18 protein-coding genes, 1 tRNA gene and 1 pseudogene are annotated in these 19,139 nt (G+C 72.2%); 15 read left to right on the top strand and 5 right to left on the bottom strand.

Features of this window, described 5'->3' with window-relative positions; all coding sequences use genetic code 11:
* Positions 1 to 63: 63 nt before the first annotated feature.
* The 6 genes from AC4BDD_RS14005 (at position 64) to AC4BDD_RS14030 (ending at position 4,595) form a co-directional block, all read left to right on the top strand.
* Positions 64 to 315 carry a hypothetical protein gene (locus AC4BDD_RS14005; protein WP_490691328.1) on the top strand — a complete coding sequence of 84 codons (252 nt, stop codon included), beginning with the start codon at positions 64 to 66 and terminating at the stop codon, positions 313 to 315.
* Between the two features lie 47 nt (positions 316 to 362).
* Complete coding sequence (locus AC4BDD_RS14010; RefSeq protein WP_490691329.1) at positions 363 to 557, top strand: hypothetical protein; 195 nt, start codon at positions 363 to 365, stop codon at positions 555 to 557.
* Between the two features lie 14 nt (positions 558 to 571).
* A complete protein-coding gene (locus AC4BDD_RS14015; protein WP_490691330.1) occupies positions 572 to 805 on the top strand; it encodes a hypothetical protein in 234 nt (77 codons plus the stop codon).
* Between the two features lie 90 nt (positions 806 to 895).
* Positions 896 to 2,695 (top strand): DnaB-like helicase N-terminal domain-containing protein, encoded by a 1,800-nt coding sequence (locus tag AC4BDD_RS14020; RefSeq protein ID WP_490691331.1) that lies wholly within the window; start codon positions 896 to 898, stop codon positions 2,693 to 2,695.
* Between the two features lie 275 nt (positions 2,696 to 2,970).
* Entirely contained in the window at positions 2,971 to 3,186 is a 216-nt protein-coding gene (locus AC4BDD_RS14025; RefSeq protein WP_490691332.1) for a helix-turn-helix transcriptional regulator, read from the top strand.
* The gene (locus AC4BDD_RS14030; protein ID WP_490691333.1) at positions 3,180 to 4,595 is read left to right on the top strand and encodes a tyrosine-type recombinase/integrase; all 1,416 of its coding nucleotides are present in this window, start codon (positions 3,180 to 3,182) and stop codon (positions 4,593 to 4,595) included. The genes AC4BDD_RS14025 and AC4BDD_RS14030 overlap by 7 nt, the downstream gene beginning before the upstream one ends.
* A gap of 136 nt (positions 4,596 to 4,731) precedes the next feature.
* Here AC4BDD_RS14030 and AC4BDD_RS14035 read toward each other — a convergent pair.
* Both AC4BDD_RS14035 and AC4BDD_RS14040 read right to left on the bottom strand, forming a co-directional pair.
* Positions 4,732 to 4,818: transfer RNA gene (locus AC4BDD_RS14035), tRNA-Ser, on the bottom strand.
* A gap of 43 nt (positions 4,819 to 4,861) precedes the next feature.
* A complete protein-coding gene (locus tag AC4BDD_RS14040) occupies positions 4,862 to 6,730 on the bottom strand; it encodes a S1C family serine protease (RefSeq protein WP_490691334.1) in 1,869 nt (622 codons plus the stop codon).
* A 330-nt stretch (positions 6,731 to 7,060) separates the two neighbouring features.
* On the opposite strand from AC4BDD_RS14040, the gene AC4BDD_RS14045 reads away from it, so the two are divergent.
* From AC4BDD_RS14045 to AC4BDD_RS14055, 3 genes and pseudogenes are all read left to right on the top strand, one after another.
* Positions 7,061 to 7,894 carry a glycerophosphodiester phosphodiesterase gene (locus AC4BDD_RS14045; protein WP_490691335.1) on the top strand — a complete coding sequence of 278 codons (834 nt, stop codon included), beginning with the start codon at positions 7,061 to 7,063 and terminating at the stop codon, positions 7,892 to 7,894.
* Positions 7,895 to 8,017: 123 nt separating this feature from the next.
* A pseudogene (locus AC4BDD_RS14050) lies at positions 8,018 to 8,671 on the top strand (ATP-binding protein); the annotation flags it as partial.
* A gap of 293 nt (positions 8,672 to 8,964) precedes the next feature.
* Positions 8,965 to 9,945 carry a DUF5926 family protein gene (locus AC4BDD_RS14055; RefSeq protein WP_490691336.1) on the top strand — a complete coding sequence of 327 codons (981 nt, stop codon included), beginning with the start codon at positions 8,965 to 8,967 and terminating at the stop codon, positions 9,943 to 9,945.
* A 704-nt stretch (positions 9,946 to 10,649) separates the two neighbouring features.
* Here AC4BDD_RS14055 and AC4BDD_RS14060 read toward each other — a convergent pair.
* Complete coding sequence (locus AC4BDD_RS14060) at positions 10,650 to 11,420, bottom strand: bifunctional DNA primase/polymerase (RefSeq protein WP_490691337.1); 771 nt, start codon at positions 11,418 to 11,420, stop codon at positions 10,650 to 10,652.
* A 702-nt stretch (positions 11,421 to 12,122) separates the two neighbouring features.
* Here AC4BDD_RS14060 and AC4BDD_RS14065 point away from each other — a divergent pair.
* Together AC4BDD_RS14065 and AC4BDD_RS14070 are read left to right on the top strand one after the other, a co-directional pair.
* Positions 12,123 to 13,766, top strand: coding sequence for a PP2C family protein-serine/threonine phosphatase (locus AC4BDD_RS14065; protein WP_490691338.1), 1,644 nt, complete (start codon positions 12,123 to 12,125; stop codon positions 13,764 to 13,766).
* Positions 13,767 to 13,944: 178 nt separating this feature from the next.
* On the top strand, positions 13,945 to 15,423 hold the full coding sequence (locus AC4BDD_RS14070; RefSeq protein ID WP_490691339.1) for an aminopeptidase P family protein: 1,479 nt from the start codon (positions 13,945 to 13,947) through the stop codon (positions 15,421 to 15,423).
* Positions 15,424 to 15,617: 194 nt separating this feature from the next.
* On the opposite strand, the gene AC4BDD_RS14075 is transcribed toward AC4BDD_RS14070, so the two are convergent.
* Positions 15,618 to 16,067: a MarR family winged helix-turn-helix transcriptional regulator gene (locus AC4BDD_RS14075; RefSeq protein WP_490691340.1), complete on the bottom strand. Its 450-nt coding sequence runs from the start codon at positions 16,065 to 16,067 to the stop codon at positions 15,618 to 15,620.
* 128 nt (positions 16,068 to 16,195) lie between these two features.
* Between AC4BDD_RS14075 and AC4BDD_RS14080 the strand changes: the two genes are divergently transcribed.
* The 4 genes from AC4BDD_RS14080 to AC4BDD_RS14095 all read left to right on the top strand — a co-directional run bounded on the left by AC4BDD_RS14080 (position 16,196) and on the right by AC4BDD_RS14095 (position 18,512).
* Positions 16,196 to 17,320, top strand: coding sequence for an SMP-30/gluconolactonase/LRE family protein (locus tag AC4BDD_RS14080; protein ID WP_490691341.1), 1,125 nt, complete (start codon positions 16,196 to 16,198; stop codon positions 17,318 to 17,320).
* Positions 17,321 to 17,499: 179 nt separating this feature from the next.
* Positions 17,500 to 17,835 carry a hypothetical protein gene (locus tag AC4BDD_RS14085; RefSeq protein WP_490691342.1) on the top strand — a complete coding sequence of 112 codons (336 nt, stop codon included), beginning with the start codon at positions 17,500 to 17,502 and terminating at the stop codon, positions 17,833 to 17,835.
* 72 nt (positions 17,836 to 17,907) lie between these two features.
* Entirely contained in the window at positions 17,908 to 18,264 is a 357-nt protein-coding gene (locus AC4BDD_RS14090; protein WP_490691343.1) for a PRC-barrel domain-containing protein, read from the top strand.
* Between the two features lie 80 nt (positions 18,265 to 18,344).
* Positions 18,345 to 18,512, top strand: a complete 168-nt coding sequence (locus tag AC4BDD_RS14095) for a hypothetical protein (protein ID WP_490691344.1) — start codon at positions 18,345 to 18,347, stop codon at positions 18,510 to 18,512.
* An 80-nt stretch (positions 18,513 to 18,592) separates the two neighbouring features.
* Here AC4BDD_RS14095 and AC4BDD_RS14100 read toward each other — a convergent pair whose 3' ends face one another.
* Positions 18,593 to 19,051 carry a carboxymuconolactone decarboxylase family protein gene (locus AC4BDD_RS14100; protein WP_490691345.1) on the bottom strand — a complete coding sequence of 153 codons (459 nt, stop codon included), beginning with the start codon at positions 19,049 to 19,051 and terminating at the stop codon, positions 18,593 to 18,595.
* Positions 19,052 to 19,139 lie beyond the last annotated feature (88 nt).

The following is a 19,139-nucleotide window of genomic DNA, read 5'->3' on the forward strand; positions in this document are numbered from 1 at the left end:
CAGGTCGTTAGCGCCTAGCGGCCTGGCCTTCGCACACCCTCCAATCGGCCCAGGAGGCCCTTCATGACCCCTGCGCTACTCGCTAACGGCACTCTTTTCGTCGTCACTGCGGGTTACATCATGCTCTGCGCATCCAGCCCATTCGGCAACTGCCGCAAGTGCAAGGGCTGGGGCTACGCCGTCAAGGCCGACCGCCGGGGACGCCTTCACCGCGGCAGGTACTGCCGCCGCTGCCAGTCCACCGGCAAGCGCATACGCGTCGGCCGCCATCTGTGGAACCTCACCCGCCGCATCCACCACGACGGCACCCGGTGAAGCCACGCCCCCTCCACCACTCTCAACGCAAGGAAGGAAGGCCGCCTGTGACCGTCTCCGCCTCCGTGGTGCTGCTGCTGGGCATCGCCGTGGTGTTCCTCGTCAAGCACCGGGCCATGGGTGCCGGTGCCGCCATCGTCGCCATGCTGCTCGGCTTCTACCTCGCCGACACCGAAGCGGCCCCCGCCATCAACGACCTCACCAACTCCGTCGTCACCGCCGTCGGCAACGCCGCCAACTGATCAGGAGACCAGCCATGCCGCAGACTCTGCCCACCATCAGCCCCTCGTCCGCCGGCGCACTCCGCGACGCCCTCGCCGCCAGCGCCCGGGGCGAACTGCCCGCCGTGGCGTACGCGCTGATGAGCATCGACCCGGCGTCGTGGGAGGTCATCAAGGGCCGCTTCGCCGACCTCGGTATCGACATGGGCTCGCTGCTCGCCGCCCAGCCGGGGCTGCCGATGGCTGTCGGCACTGCCGCGCGGCCGTAAGTACGCCCGAGGCGGCGGTGCTCCCGTGCAAGGACATCACCGCCGCCCCGGTCTCCCCGCCCGTCCGAAGACAGACAGGAGACGCACATCATGACAGCCGAGGCCGTGCCGCCGCAGCACGACCAGGCGCGGCACCACTTCGGCGGGCCGGGGGCCGGCCTGGAGTGGTTGCCGCCGCAGGATCTCGACGCGGAGCAGTGTGTGCTCGGGGCCATGCTGCTGTCCGCGGCCGCCATCGACGAGGTGGCGGAGATCATGGATCCGGCGGACCACTACCGGCCAGCGCACGAGACGATCCACCGAGCGATCCGCGCGATGCACGACCAGGCGCATGCCGTCGACCCGATCACCGTCACGCACTACCTGAGCGAGCGGGACGAACTGGTCAGGGTCGGTGGCGCGAGCTATCTGCACACCCTTGTTCACGCCGTGCCCACCGCCGCCAATGCCGCGTACTACGCCGAGATCGTGCGCGAGAAGGCCCAGCGCCGGCGCCTCATCGAGGCCGGGGTACGAATCGCTCGGACGGCCGCGACCCCGGGTGCGGACTCTGAGGAGATCCGCGCGGCAGTCCTCGCCGAGGTGGCCGTACTGACGGCCCCGGAGGCCGCCGAGGACTCCCCCGCCGACGCTCCCGCCGGTCCGCCGAACCCGCTCTACGACCCTGCCCCCGGCATCCGGCGCCCGCACCGGCCGGGCCCGACCCCGCACCCGGATGTGTTCTGCGGGTGGGTCGGCGAGACGGTCCGGGAGTTGGACGCGACCACCGAGGCCGACCCGATCGCGGTGCTCGCCAACTTCCTCTCGGCGGCCGGGGCGGTCATCGGCCGTCGCCCGCACGTCATGGTGGGCAACGACCGGCACCCGTGCCTCATCTGGGCCCTCACCATCGGCCCTACCTCCTCCGGCCGCAAGGGATCCGCCACATCCACCGCCCGGCGCGTCCTCGCCGAGGCCCTGCCCGACTTCTTCGGGCCCGAGCACACCCCGCGCGGGCTGAACTCGGGCGAGGGCCTGATCGAGTACGTCAAGGACGACGACAGCGAGGAGGCGAAGCCCGCCAGCGTCGACAAGCGGCTGTGGGTCGTGGAGTCGGAGTACGCGGTCACGATGAGCCGCGGCCGTCGGGAGGGCAGCAGCCTGCCCGGCGTTCTCCGCCAGGCGTGGGACGGCGACTCGCTCGGGTCGATGGTCCGCGACTCACTCAAGGCCACCGACCCGCACATCGCGATCCTGGGGCACATCACCCCGGACGAGTTCCGGGCCAAGATGCAGGACTCGGAGATGGCGGGCGGCACCTACAACCGCTTCCTGCCGATCTTCTGCCACCGCAACCTGATCCTCCCCGGCTCACGCGGTGCCAGTCCGGAGCTGGTCGCCAACCTCGCCGCCGGGTGGCGCACGGTCCTCGCCGACGCCGCCCGGGTCGGTGAGGTCGGGTTCAGCCCGGACGCCTGGAGCCTGTACTGCGACGAGGTCTATCCGGCGCTCAGCGACGACTCAGCCGGCGGGGTGGTCGCCCAGTTCACGGCTCGCGCCGCGCCGTACGTCCAGCGGGTCGCCATGGTCTACGCCCTGTGCGACCACACCGACACCATCGCCGAGCACCACATGCGCGCCGCCTGGCACCTGCTGAACTACGCCCGCGCCTCGGCCGTGGACCTGCTCGGCAACGCCAGTGGCGATCCCAGGGTCGACAAGCTCGCGGCAGCCGTCCGGGCGGCAGGCGCCGACGGGCTCACCGGAGAACAGGTCCGGAAGCTGTTCAAGAACGCGGTGAAGGCCGAGCGTGACCGCCTGGTGGCCGCCCTGCTTGTCCTGCCCGGCTACTCCCGAAGCCAGCGCCCCACACGGGGCCGGCCTACCACCGTCCTCACCTACACAGGCTGAGGACGGTAAGGGCGGAAAGAGCGATAAGACGGCTGAGCTGCGGAGACTTCCGGCCGATAAAGGCCCCGGCAAGTGGGGTGCTAAGGGCTCCGCGATCAGCGGCTCTGGCTTACCGCCTCGCTTCCCACAGCCCTTATCGAGTCCGCGTAGCCGCAGCTCAGACGGCTTATCGCCCTTACCGGCCATATCACCTTGAACGCCAGCGCGGCGGCACTCCCGTGCAAAGGACATCGCCGCCGCCTTGGTTCTCCCTCCCGACACGAGCAGGAGTCCCCTTGGCTGAGAAGAAGCGCACTCGCCAGCCCGGCAACACGTCGGCGCTGACACTGCCCGAAGTGCTCGCCGAGCTCCGCATGTCGCGCACGGCCTTCTATCGGATGCGCGCGCGAGGCAAGGCACCCAAGTGCATGAAGCTGCCCAACGGTCAGCTTCGTGTCCGCCGCGCCGACCTCGAGGCATGGCTTGCCAGTTGCGAGGTGCCCGCATGCTGACCTACGACGTGCGCATCTGGGGCATCCGGAAGCGGAACAGCAAGAGCGCCCCGTTCCAGCTCCGGTGGTTGGTCGGCGGTATTGAGCATCAGCAGCCGTTCCAGAGCGAGCCACTCGCCGATGGCCGCCGCGCTGAGCTGAAGACCGCCGTCCGCAACGGCGAGCAGTTCGACACCGACACCGGTCTGCCGGCATCCGAACTCCGTCAGCTCAACTCTCCGACCTGGTACGAGCACGCCTGCGCATACGCGCTGATGAAGTGGCCCAACGCGGCGGCGAAGCATCGTGCGAGCATCGCGGAAGCGCTGGCGAACGTCACCGCGGTGCTGGTCGTCCCATCCAGCAAGAACCGGCCCGACGCCAGGGTGATGCGCTACGCGTTGCGGTCGTGGGCTTTCCAGATGCTCAAGGGTGCGGAGGGCGAGCTGGCAGCGCGGAAGGACATTGAGGCGCCCCCCAACGACGTAGCTCAGGCCCTGGCTTGGGTGGCGCAGCACTCCCTCAAGGTCGCCGACGTGGCCGAGTCCACGAACCTTCGGCTTGCTCTCAGCGCCATCTCCCGCAGGCTGGACGGGCAGGCCGCCGCTGACAACACGATCCGGCGAAAGCGCATGGTCCTGAGCAACGCCCTACGCTTCGCGGCGGAGCGGGATCTCCTGAGCGGGAACCCCCTTGCGCGTATCGACTGGGACCCGCCACAAACGGAAGACGAAGTGGACTTCCAGTACGTACCGGGTCCGCAGCTGGTGCGTGAACTCCTGGAAGCCGTCAAGGCTCAGGGGTCTCGCGGTGAGCACCTGTACGCCTTCTTCGGTTGTCTCTACTACGCCGCGCTGCGCCCGTCGGAGGCCGCGGCACTCAACAAGCGCGACTGCAAGCTCCCACCATCGGGCTGGGGCGAGTTGGTGCTGCGCGGCAGCAGGCCGGAAGTGGGCTCAGGGTGGACTGACGACGGCAGATCGTACGAGGAGCGCGGGCTGAAGCGCAGGGCCCGCCGCGCCACGCGCTCCGTTCCCATCCCGCCCGTGCTCGTCCGGATGCTTCGAGCGCACCTGGAGCAGTACGGCACGCGTCCCGACGGCCGGTTGTTCCAGGCCGCCCAGGGCGGACGGGTGGCATCGACGGAGTACACCAAGATCTGGCAGGAGGCGCGCAGGAAGGCCCTGGCGCCGGAGGATGTCGACACGCCTCTGGCCGAGGTGCCGTACTCCGCGCGGAAGGCAGGGATCTCTCTGTGGATCAAGGCCGGTGTGGATCCCGTCGAAGCCGCCCGGCGAGCGGGTCACAGCGTGGCCGTGCTGTGGAAGTTCTACGCGAGGCTCCTGCGCGAGCAACAGGAGGCCAACCAGCGCATCGACCAGGCCCTGGAGGCCCCGGAGGGAGCTTCCGAAGTCGCTGAGCAGGGCTGACCAGGCTGGCCGCAGGTTGGCCGCACGCACTGGTCAACGGGGGGATACGAGCGGTTCAGGGTGGGACAGGCTGAACACGAAAAGGGGTGTCCGCTTCGGCGGACACCCCTTTTGACGTGGTGCTTTATGACCTCGGCGGAGGCTGTGGGATTTGAACCCACGGTGACATCGCTGCCACGACGGTTTTCAAGACCGTTCCCTTAGGCCGCTCGGGCAAGCCTCCCCGCGCTCGTCCCGTCCGGGCGGCGCGGGATCAGCCTAGCGCGTCAGCTGTCGCCCTCGCGCTCCCCCAAGGTGAGCTGGACAGTGGACTCCTTGCCGCCGCGGCGGTAGGTCAGGGTGACCTGGTCGCCGGGGCGGTGGGTCCAGATCTCGCTGATCAGGGTCGGCCCGCTGTCGATGACGGTGTCGTCGAGCTTGGTGATGACGTCACCGGGCTTGAGGCCCGCCTTGTCTGCCGGGCCGCCGGGGAGGACCGCGGCGGCGCCGTCGGCCCCGGTCGGGGCGATGGTGGCGCCCTCGCCGGCGTCCTTCATGTTGACCGTGGCTTCTATGACCGGGTAGACCGGCCGGCCCGTCCTGATCAGCTGATCGGCGACGTTCTTCGCCTGGTTGATCGGGATGGCGAAGCCGAGGCCGATGCTGCCGGACTGCTGGGCCTGGCCGGGGAAGCCACCGCCGGGACTCGCCGACTGGATGGCGGAGTTGATGCCGATCACCGCACCCTCGGCGTTGAGCAGCGGGCCGCCGGAGTTGCCCGGGTTGATGGACGCGTCGGTCTGCAGGGCGCTCATGTACGAGGAGCTGCTGCCGCCGCCGTCACTGGAGGCGACCGGGCGGTTCTTGGCGCTCACGATGCCCGTGGTGACCGTCCCGGAGAGGCCGAACGGCGCGCCGATGGCGACCGTGGCGTCCCCGACCGAGACCTGGTCGGAGTTGCCGAGCGGGAGGGGCTCGAGGTGGGCCCCGGAGGCGTTCTTCAGCTTGATGACCGCCACGTCGTACCCCTCGGCGCGGCCGACGACCTCGGCGTCGTACCGCTTGCCGTCGGAGAAGGTGGCGGTCAGCTTGCCGCTGTCCGCGGCCGAGGCGACCACGTGGTTGTTGGTGAGGATGTGGCCCTGCTTGTCGTAGACGAAGCCGGTGCCGGTGCCACCTTCGCCGGTGCTGCCCTCCGCCTCGATGGTCACCACGCTGGGCAGTGCCTTTTTCGCTATGTCGGACACCGAACCGGGCGCCCGGCTGTCCGCCTTGGGGTTGCCGGTGGCGGAGATGGTCGTGGAGTCGGTGCTGTCCTGGCGGTCGGCGGCCCAGTATCCGATGCCGCCGCCGATGCCGCCCGCGAGGAGCACCGCCGCCAGGACCGCGGCGACGATGCCGCCGGAGCGCTTGCGCGGCCCCGGTGCCGAAGGGGGCGGCAGGGGGCCGGCTGCCCAGGTGCCCGTGACATCGGCGGCGCCGGGCTGCGGCGCGCCGGCGGCCTCTGCCCACCAGGTGCCGGTCCCCGGGCCGGATCCGGCTCCGGCCCCCGCGTGAGCCCCCGCGCCGACCGTCTGCATGTGGGCGGTCTCGGCTGTGGGGGATGGGGTGGGGACGGGTGCCGGAGCGACCGGGGCCGGGGGAGCCGTGGGCGCGCCTGCCGGCGCGGTGAGGGGGGCGGGGGGCGCGGCGGTCGGGGGCGCCGGAGCTGCGGCTGCCGGAGCCGGGGGTGCCGGGGCCGGGGCTGCCGGAGCCGGGGGTGCCGGGGCCGGGGGCTGATTTCCGGGGGTGGGATCGGGCGCCGTTGCTCCGGGGGTGAGCGCGGGGGGCGCGGCTTCGGGGGCCGGAGACGGGCTCGCCTCCGCGAGGGTCGGCGCGGTGCCCGGCTCGGCGTCCGGCTCGGCGGCGCGCTCCGAGAGCTCGGTGGGACGCGACCCGGTGCCGGGTTCGGGGGCTCCCACCGCGGCAGCGTCCGGTGCGGCCGGGGGCGCGGCCTCCGGTGCGGCCGGCTGGGGGGTGGCCGGTGCGGGCTGGGGCGGGGTCTGCGGGGTCGCCGGTGCGTCGGCGTCCGCCTTGGGCACGGAGTCCGGCGCCGGGGGTGCCGTACGCGCCTCGGGCGCGGGCGGCACGGCGGGGCCCTCGTTCTCGGTGCTCACAGCTCTCTCCTCAGGTGCACGACAGTTTCGGTATGGCCCACGACGCGTACGAGCATCACGGGCAAGCTTTTCCCACGGCGCGTCAGACCACCGTAAGGAGCGACGGCTCAAGAGGCCGCCGTCCTTTATGCGGGCAGGACGATGGGCGTGCGGCACCGCCCGTAGCGGGGTGATGGGGGGGTGGCGGCGGGAGCGTCGCCGGGGCGCGAAGGGTGAGTGAAGAGGGAGGGGAAGGGGGATGGGGGAGGCGATGTCCCGGATACGACGGTGCAATTCGGTCAAATGGGACTGCATCCGCGCGTCCGCGCCCGGCGGTGGCACCATTACGCGGTGACCTACGCAAGCCCGGCCCGGGAGAGTCGCCCCGGACCGCCGCCCATTTCCGTCGTCGCCCACCGAGGGGCGTCCGAGGACGCGCCCGAGCACACCCTCGCCGCCTACATGCGAGCGATCGAGGACGGCGCGGACGCCCTCGAATGCGATGTGCGGCTGACCGCCGACGGGCATCTGGTCTGCGTTCACGACCGTCGCGTCAACCGCACCTCCAACGGCCGGGGCGCCGTCTCCTCGCTGGAGCTGTCGGATCTCGCGGCGCTCGACTTCGGCTCCTGGAAGGGGCAGGCCACCGACCGCGAGGAGCCGGACCGCGACGACCGGTACAGCACCTCGGTGCTCACCCTGGAGCGGCTGCTGGAGCTCGTCGCCGACGCCGGACGCCCGGTGGAGCTGGCCATCGAGACCAAGCACCCCACCCGCTGGGCCGGCCGGGTCGAGGAGCGGCTGCTGGCGCTCCTGCGCCGCTTCGGGCTGGACGCGCCGCCGCCGGGGGAACCCTCATCGGTGCGCGTGATGAGCTTCTCGGCCCGATCGCTCCAGCGGGTGCGGGCCGCAGCACCCGCCATCCCCACCGTCTATCTGATGCAGTTCGCCCTGGCCCGGCACCGCGAGGGACGGCTGCCTCCCGGCGTGGGTATCGCCGGCCCGAGCATCCGGATCGTACGGAACCACCCGGCGTATGTGGTCCGGTGGCAGCGGGCGGGGCACGCGGTCCATGTCTGGACCGTGGACGAGCCGGAGGACGTCGAACTCTGCGCCCGGCTCGGCGTGGAGGCGATCATCACCAACCGTCCCAAACAGGTGCTGTCCCAGCTCGGCCGCCGCTGACACCGCGGGCACATCCGCGTTGGCCATACGGGCCTCGGCCGAGCCGGACGTCCCGTGACAGGCCGGACAGAGCCCCCGACAAGGAGTGCACCGGCGCGTTCGGTGCGTATTCGATCGTGACGAGTGCGTCACCGGATACCAGTTGGCCGGTTTCCTATGCAGTTCTGCCGGGCATTCATCCCCTGGCGTGGGGCAAAGGAGGTCTCGGGGGTGGCGTTGGTGGTGGCACAAGAAGTGCCGACGTCGTCGAGCATGGCCGTACCCCATGGCCCTGCCGGCGTGGGTCGGGCGAGGCGCCGGATGCGCGGTGACCTGCGCAGGACCGGGGTTCCCGAGCCAGTCATCGACGACGCTGTTCTGATTCTTTCCGAGTTGCTCAGCAACGCCTGCCGGTACGGCCGTCCGCTCAGCTGTGACCAGCAGGGACACGGGGATGTGCGCGCCGCCTGGCGGGTCGACGCGGCGGCCCGGCTCACCGTAGAGGTAACGGATGGGGGCGGTCCGACAAGACCGCTTCCGGCCACTCCCTCGGTCACCTCGCGCGGTGGCCGCGGGCTCAACATCATCATCGCGCTCGCCCAGGACTGGGGCGTCCGTGACGGCACCGGCGGCGAGGTCACGGTGTGGGCGCTGCTGCCCACCCGCGAGGGGTCCGCCTCCGCGCGCGACGGGGTGCCCTCCCCGCGTGACGCCTTCGCTACGCGCGTCACTCTCGCGCCTGAAATCTCTCTCGACCTCCCGGCGAGGCTGCGGGCGGATCTCGGAGCGGATCTGGGAGCCGACCTCGCGGCGGAACTCCCGAACGGCCTCTGCGCGGGCCCGACCCGCGAGTCCGCGGGCCTGCCGCGTGAGCGGGCGCGCGAGCTGCCCTGGGACCGGAAATCCGGACGCGGTACCGGCCGGGGGTGCGACGCGGGGTCCGACCCGGGCTTCGCCGATCTCGACGGACCGGCATGACCGACGAGGTTCGGCCAAAGGGCTAGGCTCGCGCCCGTACTTGCCGTGCGGGCTGTCCCAGGACCGTCCGTACGGGCCGCCACGAGCCGTACCGACCGGGAGACAGCCACACCATGGCCAAGAAGCGCCGCCCCCAGACCAAGGCCGCAGGAGCACGGGTCAGCGCCGGAGCCGCCGACGCCAACTATCCGGTGGTGGGGGCCCGCGAACCCTGCCCGTGCGGTTCCGGCCGCCGGTACAAGGCCTGCCACGGCCGGGAGGCCGCGCACGCCGCGACCGAGCTGGTGCAGCGCCCCTTCGAGGGCCTGCCCGGCGAGTGCGACTGGGTGGCACTGCGCGAGCTGGTGCCCGCCGCGACCGTCGAGCTGCACCTCAAGGACGGCCTGCCGGAGGGGGTTCCGTCGGTCACTCTCGCCACGGTGCTCCCGATGGCCTGGCCGGCGCTCCGCCGCGACACCGGCGCCGTGCTGCTGGGCCTGCAGAACGACACCCCCTCCGGCGACATCAGCCGCGACCTGGCGGACACCCTGCGGCGGGCGCTGACCGCCGAGCCGGGTACGCCGGTCGCGGCCGCGCGGACGTCCGCCGACGACGTGCGCCTGCAGGATCTGCTGGACGCCGACAGCCCGTTCACCCCGGTCGTCCACGAGGGCTTCGAGTTCTGGCTGGAGAACGCGGACGCCGCGACCGGTGAGGTCGCCGCCTCGCTGGAGCGGGCGAACGCGGCCGCGGTGCCCACCAAGCGGCTCAGCGGCGTGACCGCGGCCTACTGGTGCCGGACGCCGGAGAAGAACCACCTGCGCTGGGTGATGTCCCACCCGGAGGAGAAGCTGCTGGACGCGCTGGCGCGGCTGCACGCGGCGGGTACGTCCTCGCTCGGCGAGGGCACCCGGCTGGTGGGCTCCTTCCGGGCGCACGGGCTGACGGTGCCGGTCTGGGACCTGCCGACGACGATGACCGCGGAGGACGTCGAGAAGCCGGCGGTGGAGTTCGCGGAGCGGCTGGCGGAGGCGCTGGCCTCCGACGTGCCGCTGACCGCCGAGGAGCGGCGGGCGCGCGGCGGGCTCACCAATCGCCAGGTGACTCTGAGCTGATACTTGCCTCAAGAGTGATCCAGGACGACAAAAAACGACGGCGAGAGCGTGACTCTGCTCACAACTCCCGCCAATGTCCTGGAATTGGGCGTCCGGAAATCCGCGATCGAATTTGCGAACCGCCAATCTCTTGTTACCGTTCTAGGAGCCCGGTCGCTGGTGCATCCCCCGTCGCCAGCGACCGGGCGTTTCCATGCCCGCATGCGGCCACACCGGCGGGCTGCCCGCTCCGGCGAACCGCCCCCCGACCCGGGCGAGTTGCCCGCGTCCAGCGCCGACCGCCCCGTCGACGGGGCCGTCCCGGCCGCCGCGCCGGTCCGATCGGATAGCGCTCACCGGCTTCAATTCAGCGCTTTGGCCATCCCCCGCCCTGGTGTTCCGGGCGCGCTCCTTCAGTTCGATCCCGACTTCGATCCCGACTTCGAGCGGACTTCGAGTCGACTTCGACCGAAGTTCGAGTCGTTCTTCGAGATCTCTTCGAACTCGCTTCCTTGCTTCGAACCCCACTTCATCGATCTTGACGTCAGGGTCCTGCTTTTCGGTTCCCGTGCCGTTCCCGCCGTGTTTCGCGCGGCCTCGCGGGGCCGGTCCCCAGGGCGCGGGGGCGCTACGACAGGGCACACGACGGCAGCTGTGCGCTGCCGTCGAGGGGCGTCATCCGGACATTCACCGATCGCGCCTCAGAGCGTGCCTCCGCACACGCCTCAGTACGCGAGCCTGCTGCCGCCGCCGGGCGCGCTCGCGCTCGCCTCGACCAGCGCCTCCACCACCGTGGCGACCTGCGGCAGCCACGGCGTGCCCGCCTTCCGCTGGGGGGCCCGCTCCCAGCGCACCCGGCCGGCCCCGGTCTGGGACGGCGGCAGCGCCAGATAGCCGCCCTCGCCGTGGAAGCGGAGCGAACTGGGCACCCAGTCCTGGCTGTGCAGCAGTTCGCCGAGCTCTTCGAGGTCGTACGGGGCCACCAGCAGCGACCAGCGGGTGGGGGTGGCGACGACCGGGCCGACTCGCACGCCCGCCTGGTCGAAGGCGGCCAGCGCGCGCGCCGCCGCGACGGCGGGCAGGCTCACCGCGCAGGGGGCGCGCCCCCCGGTGGCCAGGATGATCGGTGCGCTGGGCCGGTTGGTCCACCACCAGCGCACCATGCGGGCATCGGTGGTCGCCGCGAGCAGGCCGGGGTCGAACGGGTGCGCGCCGGGCACCACGCAGTCGGCGTGCGGACAGCCGCACGCACCGGCACGGGGGCGGCCGCCGGGACGGGAGCCGTCCACCCGGGCACCGGTACCGGCGCGCGAGTCGGCGTCCGCGCGCGAACCGCCGGGACGGGGACCGCCACCGCCGCCGGGCTGCATCCCCACGCCGGGAAGCACGGGCCACTGCCACTCGGTGGCGCAGGTGAGCGCCGCACGGAGCAGCACCGGACCCCTGCTCTGCCGCAACAGTGGGAACTTGCGTCGCCTTCCGGGCATATCGCGCATGAGCGCTCGTCCTTTCCGTAAACGCCGAGGGCCGTATCCATAGCGACAGGCATTGCTGGGCATTTCAGGGCACTACGTGGCACATCGTGGCGCTTCTCGGAGTCATCAGTCGGACCGTCACACCACGCGGATCACAAGTCACTGCGCGTACAAGGCAGCGCATCACGCCGCAGGCCGAGCGTGGAACGTGGCGGGGGGTGGCGCGCGCATGGCGCTTGCCGCCCGCCTTGCGCTACCCCGCCACTCGGGGATGGGCACGGCCGGCGCCGACTGAGACGCTCGACGCGGCCGCAGGGTTCCAGCGTGGCACCAACTGGCCCTGCCCTTCTCCGATTACGTACCCACTGGAGTGGATATGACGCGCTGTCGAAGGACGCCAGTCGACCGTAAACCGGAAGCACGCTGACTCTTTTTCAGCCAACTTCGATTCGTCACAGACACTGACAACCTCACCAGGACAATGCTGGACATCGCCTCATCGGTGCGTGTACATCTGGAGGAAGTAGCGACGCAACACGACAGGGGGTTTGCGATGCTATGGAGCAGTACGCGCGGTCCGGTCGAGCGCGCGACAGCACAGGAAAACAGGCCGCAATCTCCATCAAATCAGGGCAGAACAACCAGTCTGCACCGGGTGGAACCCCCCATGGCGACGCCTTGTGGCCAAGGCAGACGGCCATGACCCCCCACCACCCGCCGAAAGTGGCTGGAATCGACCCCTCGGTTCCCTCTCCTGCGCACACTGCGGACCCGATCACCCCCGCCGCCGCGCCGCCGCACCCACCCGGCGCCCTCTTCCTCGACCGGCTGGCCGGCTGGGTGTCGGACCTCACCACGCTCCACGAGCTGACCGAACGACTCGTCCGCACCACCACCCTGGACAGCGCCCTCCACGAACTGCTGCGGGCCGGAGCCGCCCTCGTCGGCGCCCGCCGCGGTCTGGTCGCACTCGAACCGGCCGACGGCCTCGGCCCGGTCACCACCATCGGACTCGGACTCGGCCGCGCAGACCTCGGCCACATCGAGACGATCCCGCGCGGCACCGCCTCCGCCGGCCATCTCCTCGACGGACTCCCCGCCCCGCACGCCCAGCGCCCCGAGGTGGTCCACCCCGACCTGGCGAGCGAGGCCGACCTCGACCCCCGGCACCGCGAGGTCGCCGCCCGGCTCGGCTACGCCGCCAGCTACGCGGTGCCGCTCGACCCGCTCGGCGACCCCGGCGCCGAGGCGCCGCCAGGCATCCCAGGCCCGGCCCCCGGCCTCGGCACGGCCCCCGTGCCCGCCGCGCCCACCACCACCGGGACCGGCATCGCCCCCGGCGTCGGGCTCACCGCCGGGGCCGCCCCCGGGATCGGTTACGGTCCCGATCACGGCCTGGGCGTCGGTCTCGGACAGGGACCCGGCCACGGCCTCGGGCACCGGTACGGCTCGGGCCATCCCGCCGTCCCGCCCCCGGCGCGCCCGGTCCGTATCGACGAGGGTTCCGCGACCCCGGGGCGTCTGGGCGGGGCGGTCTGGCTCTACGACGAGCCGACCGAGCCGGTCGAGCGGCAGCGCCATCTGCTCGGCCTCTACTGCCGATACGCCTCCGAGCACCTGGCCCGGCTGCTGGAACTCACCCGCGCCCGCGAGACCGCCGCCACCCTCCAGGAAGAGCTGCTGCCCACCCGGCTGCCCCGGATCCCCGGGGTCCGCCTCGCCGTCCGGCATGTCACCGGGCCGGACGGCGGCGGTGACTGGTACGACGCCCTGGCGCTCCCCGAGGGCGCGCTCGGCCTCGCCGTCGGCGCCGTATCCGGCTCCGGGCCCAGCGCGGTGGCCGCGATGGGGAGGCTGCGGGCCTCGCTGCGGGCGTACGCCGTGATGGAGGGCGAGGATCCGGTCGCCGTCCTCTCCGACCTGGAGCTCCTGCTCCGCCTCACCGAGCCCGCGCGCACCGCGACCGCGCTGTTCGCCTACTGCGAGCCCGCGCTGCGCAAGATCGTGCTGGCCGGGGCCGGGCACTGCCCGCCGCTGATCGTCGGCGAGCGGCGCACCGAGTACGTGGAGACCTCGCTGTCCGCGCCGCTGGGCATGCTCTCGTGCTGGGAGGCGCCCAGCATGGAGATCGAGGCCGCCCCGGGAGAAACGCTCCTTTTGTACAGCGACGGGCTGCTGCACCGCACCGGCGACGAGATGGACCGCGCCTTCTCGCGGCTGCACGCCGCGGCGGCCGGAGTGCCCAGAGCGTTGCGCCGCGACCCGGACGCCGTCGTCGACCATGTGCTGCGCACGGTTCTGCCGGAGGGGCTCGGGGCCACGGACCGCACGGAGGACGTCGTCCTGCTCGCCGCTCGCTTCGACTGACCGGTCGGCTGAACGGCCGGCTGACCGGCCGGCTGAACGGTCGGCCGACCGGACCGTCCACCGCCGAAGCCGGCCGTCCGCCCCAGCTCTGCCCAACGGTCTGCCGGGTACGTCACACCCTTCCCGGACCGCGGCCCGGCCCACCTACGATGGACCAGGTCCAGTTCGAGGAGGAATCGTGACCGAGGAGCCGACGGCGGAAGTCCCGGAGACCCCGGAGACCCCCGAGGAAGCACCGATCAAGCAGCGGAAGAACGGCCTCTACCCAGGCGTCTCCGACGAGCTCGCGGCGAACATGGAGTCCGGCTGGGCCGACACCGAGCTGCGTGACCTGGAGCCCGTCGAGCAGGCCACGCACACCGCCCGCCGGCGTGCCGCGCTCTCCGCGCGCTTCCCCGGCGAGCGCCTGGTCGTGCCCGCGGGCAATCTGCGGACCCGCTCCAACGACACCGAGTACAGCTTCCGCGCCTCCACCGAGTACGTGTACCTCACCGGCGACCAGACCCAGGACGGCGTGCTCGTCCTGGAGCCCACCGGCGCCGAGGGCCACACCGCGACCCTGTACCTGCTGCCGCGCTCCAACCGCGCCAACGGCGAGTTCTGGCTGGACGGCCAGGGCGAGCTGTGGGTCGGCCGCCGCCACAGCCTGGCCGAGGCCGAGCAGCTGCTGGGGCTGGAGTGCCAGGACGTGCGCGAGGTCGCCGACACGCTGCGTGCCGCGACCGGCCCGGTCCGGGTGGTGCGCGGTCACGACGCCGGGATCGAGGCGGCGCTGACCGACAAGGTCACCGCCGAGCGCGACGAGGAGCTGCGGGTCTTCCTCAGCGAGCTGCGCCTGGTCAAGGACGAGTGGGAGATCGGCCAGCTCCAGGCCGCCGTCGACTCCACCGTGCGCGGCTTCGAGGACGTGGTGAAGGTCCTCGACAAGGCCGAGGCCACCTCCGAGCGCTATATCGAAGGAACGTTCTTTCTGCGCGCCCGGGTCGAGGGCAACGACATCGGCTACGGCTCCATCTGCGCCGCGGGCCCGCACGCCACCACCCTGCACTGGGTGCGCAACGACGGCCCCGTCCGCTCGGGCGAGCTGCTGCTGCTGGACGCGGGCGTGGAGACGCACAGCCTCTACACCGCCGACGTCACCCGCACCCTCCCGATCAACGGGCGCTTCAACGAGCTCCAGCGCAAGATCTACGACGCGGTGTACGAGGCCCAGGAGGCCGGGATCGCGGCGGTCAAGCCGGGCGCGAACTACCGGGACTTCCACGACGCGGCCCAGCGGGTGCTCGCCACCCGGCTCGTCGAGTGGGGCCTGCTCGGTGAGCTCGACGTGGAGAAGGTGCTCGAGCTGGGACTTCAGCGCCGCTGGACGCTGCACGGAACCGGCCACATGCTCGGCCTGGACGTGCACGACTGCGCGGTGGCACGCACCGAGACCTACGTGGACGGCGTCCTGGAGCCGGGCATGTGCCTGACCGTGGAGCCGGGCCTGTACTTCCAGGCGGACGACCTGACCGTCCCCGAGGAGTACCGCGGCATCGGCGTTCGGATCGAGGACGACATCCTGGTCACCGAGGACGGCAACCGGAACCTCTCGGCAGGGCTCCCGCGAACCTCCGACGCGGTCGAGGCGTGGATGGCGGACCTGCGCAAGGGCTGAGGCCCGCCCAGCGACTGACGGTGGCCCGCACCCGGCTCCTTCGAGCCCGGGTGCGGGCCATCGCGCGTTTCGGGGTACCGGTCCGGCGCGTTCGCGGCACGGGCCACCGCGCGTTCGCGGGACGGGTCGGGCGCGGCAGCCGGGGCGGGTCGAGCCTGGCGGCCGGGGCGGGTCGGGCGCGGCGGCCGGGGCGGTCAGTCGCCGGCCGTGGGGCGGACCGCCTCCAGAACATCCACGCAGCGGGCGAGCAGCGCGATCAGGGTCTCCCGCTCCTCGTCGGTGAACTCGGCGGCCAGCGCGCGCTCGACGCGTACCGCGCGGGCGTCCGCGTCCGCCATCACCGCGCGCCCCGCCTCGGTGAGCCGGGTCTCCAGGACGTTGCCGTGCCAGGCGTGCGGGGTGCGCTCGACCAGGCCCCGCTCCTGGAGGTTCTTCAGCACCGTGTTCATGGTGGGCGGGGTGACGGCGCAGGCACGCGCCAGGGCGGCGGCCGAGATCCCCGGGTTCTCCGAGAGGAAGAGCAGCGCGGCGTACTGCGGCACCGTCAACCCGGCGGGCTTCAGCGCCGCGTGCTTGGTGGCGTGGAGGGCCTGCTGGGTTCGCTTGACGTACGAGCCGAGGCGCTCGGAGGCGGGCATCGTCATCCTCGCATCGTAATGAGACCTTTCTGCCCTCATCGCCGTTAACACCTTGCTGATCATTAGTACTCTAACTATCGTGAGGCTCGTTACGACTCGCTTGATCGTTTGAGAGCTCGGGAGAAGAGACCTCCATGCCTCACGTTCCGCACCGCCACCGCACCTCCCTCCGCCCCCGCTTCCGCGCTGCCGCCGCCGGGGGCTTGGCGCTGGCCGCGCTGCTGACCCTGGCGCCCGGCGCGCTGGCCACCGGCTCGGCCGACCCGGCCGGCGCTGCCCGGCCCGCCGCCCCTGCCCATCCCCGGCCGGCCGACACCGCCGCCCGGATCTCCACCGCCCACGTCCTGCCGGGCGACCGGGTCTATCCGGAGGGCATCGCGGCCGATCCGGACACTGGCGCGCTGTACATGACGTCGTTCACCACCGGGGCCGTCTTCCGGGCCACCCCGGGCCACCGCGCCGCGGAGGTCTTCCTGCCGGCCGGCACCGACGGACGGACGACCGCGGGCGGGCTGAAGGTGGACCGGGCCGGCCGGCTCTGGGTCGTGGACCAGGCCGGGCTGTCGGTCTACGACACGTCGACGCGGCGGCTGCTCGCCCGCTTCGAGCCCGCGGCGCCTCCGGCGTCCGGCAGGTCCGATCGGTCCGACGGGTCCGACGGGTCCGAGGCGCCGTGGCTCAATGACGTGGCGATAGCACCGGACGGCAGTGCCTACGTCACCGACAGCCGGCTCGGCGTGGTCTACCGCGTCACCCCGCGGCAGCTGCGCGCGGCCGAGGCAGCCGGCGGCCGGGCCCCGCTGCGGGCCCGCTACGACCTGCGCGGCGCGCTGGACCCGCACCCCTCGGACGCGTTCGCGCTCAACGGCATCGTCGCCGACCCCTCCGGCCGCTATCTGCTCACGGTGGACATGACCGGCGGCGATCTGTACCGCGTCGACCTCGTCTCGAGCGACCTCGACCGGGTCGACCTGCGAGGCGCCGACCTGGTCGACGGCGACGGGCTCGAACTGCGCAACGGCACCCTGTGGGCCGCGCACAACCGGAGCAACAGCATCAGCCGCTGGCGCCTGACCGACGACGGCCGCACCGCGCGCCTGGAGCGGCGGGTCACCGATCCCGCACTCCAGATCCCGACCACCCTGGTCCGCCGGCACGGCCGGATCCTGGTCGTCCGCTCGCAGTTCGACAAGGGCGGGCCGATGGGCCCGGGCACCCCGGAAGGCCCCTTCACGGTCGCCGCGGTGGACGGCATCTGACGCCCGGCCACGGAGGTCGGCGGCTCTGAGGCCGGTCCCGGAGGTCGGTGGCATCTGACGCCCGGCCGGCGGAAGTCGGTGGCGCCTGGGGTCCGGGCGCCACCGGCTGTCCGACGCGGCGTACGCCCGCGGGCCCCGGAGTACGCTTCGAATAGCCCCGTCCAGGGAGGTGAGACGCGATGGAGACCTTCCTCACCGTGGCCGTGATCCTGGCGATGATCGCCATCGGGGTGCTCTTCATCGAGCTGCTGAACGCCCAGCACAACGAGCGGATGGCGGCCTACCGCCACGAGGCCGGCCCGCCGGGCCGGGGCGGCCAGGACGTACCCCCCGAGCCCATCGAAGCCGGCGCCCGACCCTGGCAGACGCCCATGCGCCGGGCCCACCGGCGGCATCTGCCGCGGCTGCGCCACCGCCACCTCCGCATCGGCCACCGCTACCGGCTCGGCCACCGCTTCGGTACGGCCGGCCACCGGCACCACAGCCACTCGGGCCGCCCCGGCCGTCCGGCGTAACCGCCCGCCGTGGAGTGGCTGCCTGTCGGCCGCCGATGGAGGATGAAGACAGCGGACAGGTGGAGGCGAGCCGTGTTCGAGGCCGATGACATCCGAGAGTGGCGTGACCACGACGTGGTCGACATGGACGGCAGCAAGATCGGGAGCCTGGAGTCGATCTACGTGGACACCGCCACCGATCTGCCTTCCTTCGCGACCGTCACCGTCGGCCTGCCCACCCGGCGCCGCCTGGCCTTCGTGCCGCTCGCCGGGGCCACCGTGGGCCCTGGCTATCTGAAGGTCACCTACCCCAAGGAGCAGGTGAAGGGCGCGCCCTCGATCGGCACCGACGACATCCTGCCCGCCGAGGACGAGCCGACGGTCTTCGCGCACTACGACCTGAAGTACCAGACGGGCGCCGGCGGCGAACGACGCCTGGCCCGTCGCTGAACACCCGCGAGCCGAGGGAGCCGGCCCACCGGCGCACGCGGCCGGCCCGCCAGGGGCCCGGAGGGATCGAGGAGGACGAGATGGCGTTCTTTCTGCTCCTGCTCCTCATCGCCATCGTGCTCGGACTCATCGGCGTGGCCGCCGCGGGTCTGGGCTACCTGCTGGCCATCGGGGTGCTGGTCCTCCTCGTCGACCTGGTCTACCTCGCCGTCCGGCTTCAGCGCAGCGGCCGCCGCCCGCTGCGCTGAGCCGACCTGAGCTGCGCTGAGCTGAGCCGACCTGCGCACCGGCCCGGGCCGGTCAGGCGCCAGGCCCCGTCCCCGGCCGGTCAGCCCCAGGTCGCCCCCGCCGGCTCCCTGATCGCGGTGTTCAGGCGGTTGAAGAAGTTGGTCGTGGCGATCCACAGGATGAGGGCCGCGATGCCCTTCTCCTCGTAGTGGCCGGCCACCTCGTCCCAGATCTCGTCCGACACCGCGTCCGGCCGGTCACTGAGCCGGGTCATCGCCTCGGCGAGGGCCAGCGCGGCGCGTTCGGCGTCGGTGTAGCACGTCGCCTCCCGCCAGGCCGCCAGCGACCACAGCCGCTCGTCCGTCTCACCCGCCTTCTTGGCACCCAGCGAGCCCGAGCTGACACACGCGCTGCAGCCGTTGATCTGGCTCGCCCGCAGATGGACCAGTTCCAGCGTCGTCTGCGGCACCCCGCCCTGGCTGGTGGCCTTCTGCAGGCACTCGACGGCCTCCATGACCCCCGAGAGGATCATCGCCGGGTTCTTCATACGTGCTTCCATGGCCGCCGCCTTTCGAAATCGTCCAGGCACCGGACACCCGCGCCGTGCCTGCGCGTCCCACGGCTATCACGGAACGTGAGCGATCCGG

The organism is Streptomyces sp. JLBT605 (assembly GCF_058215555.1).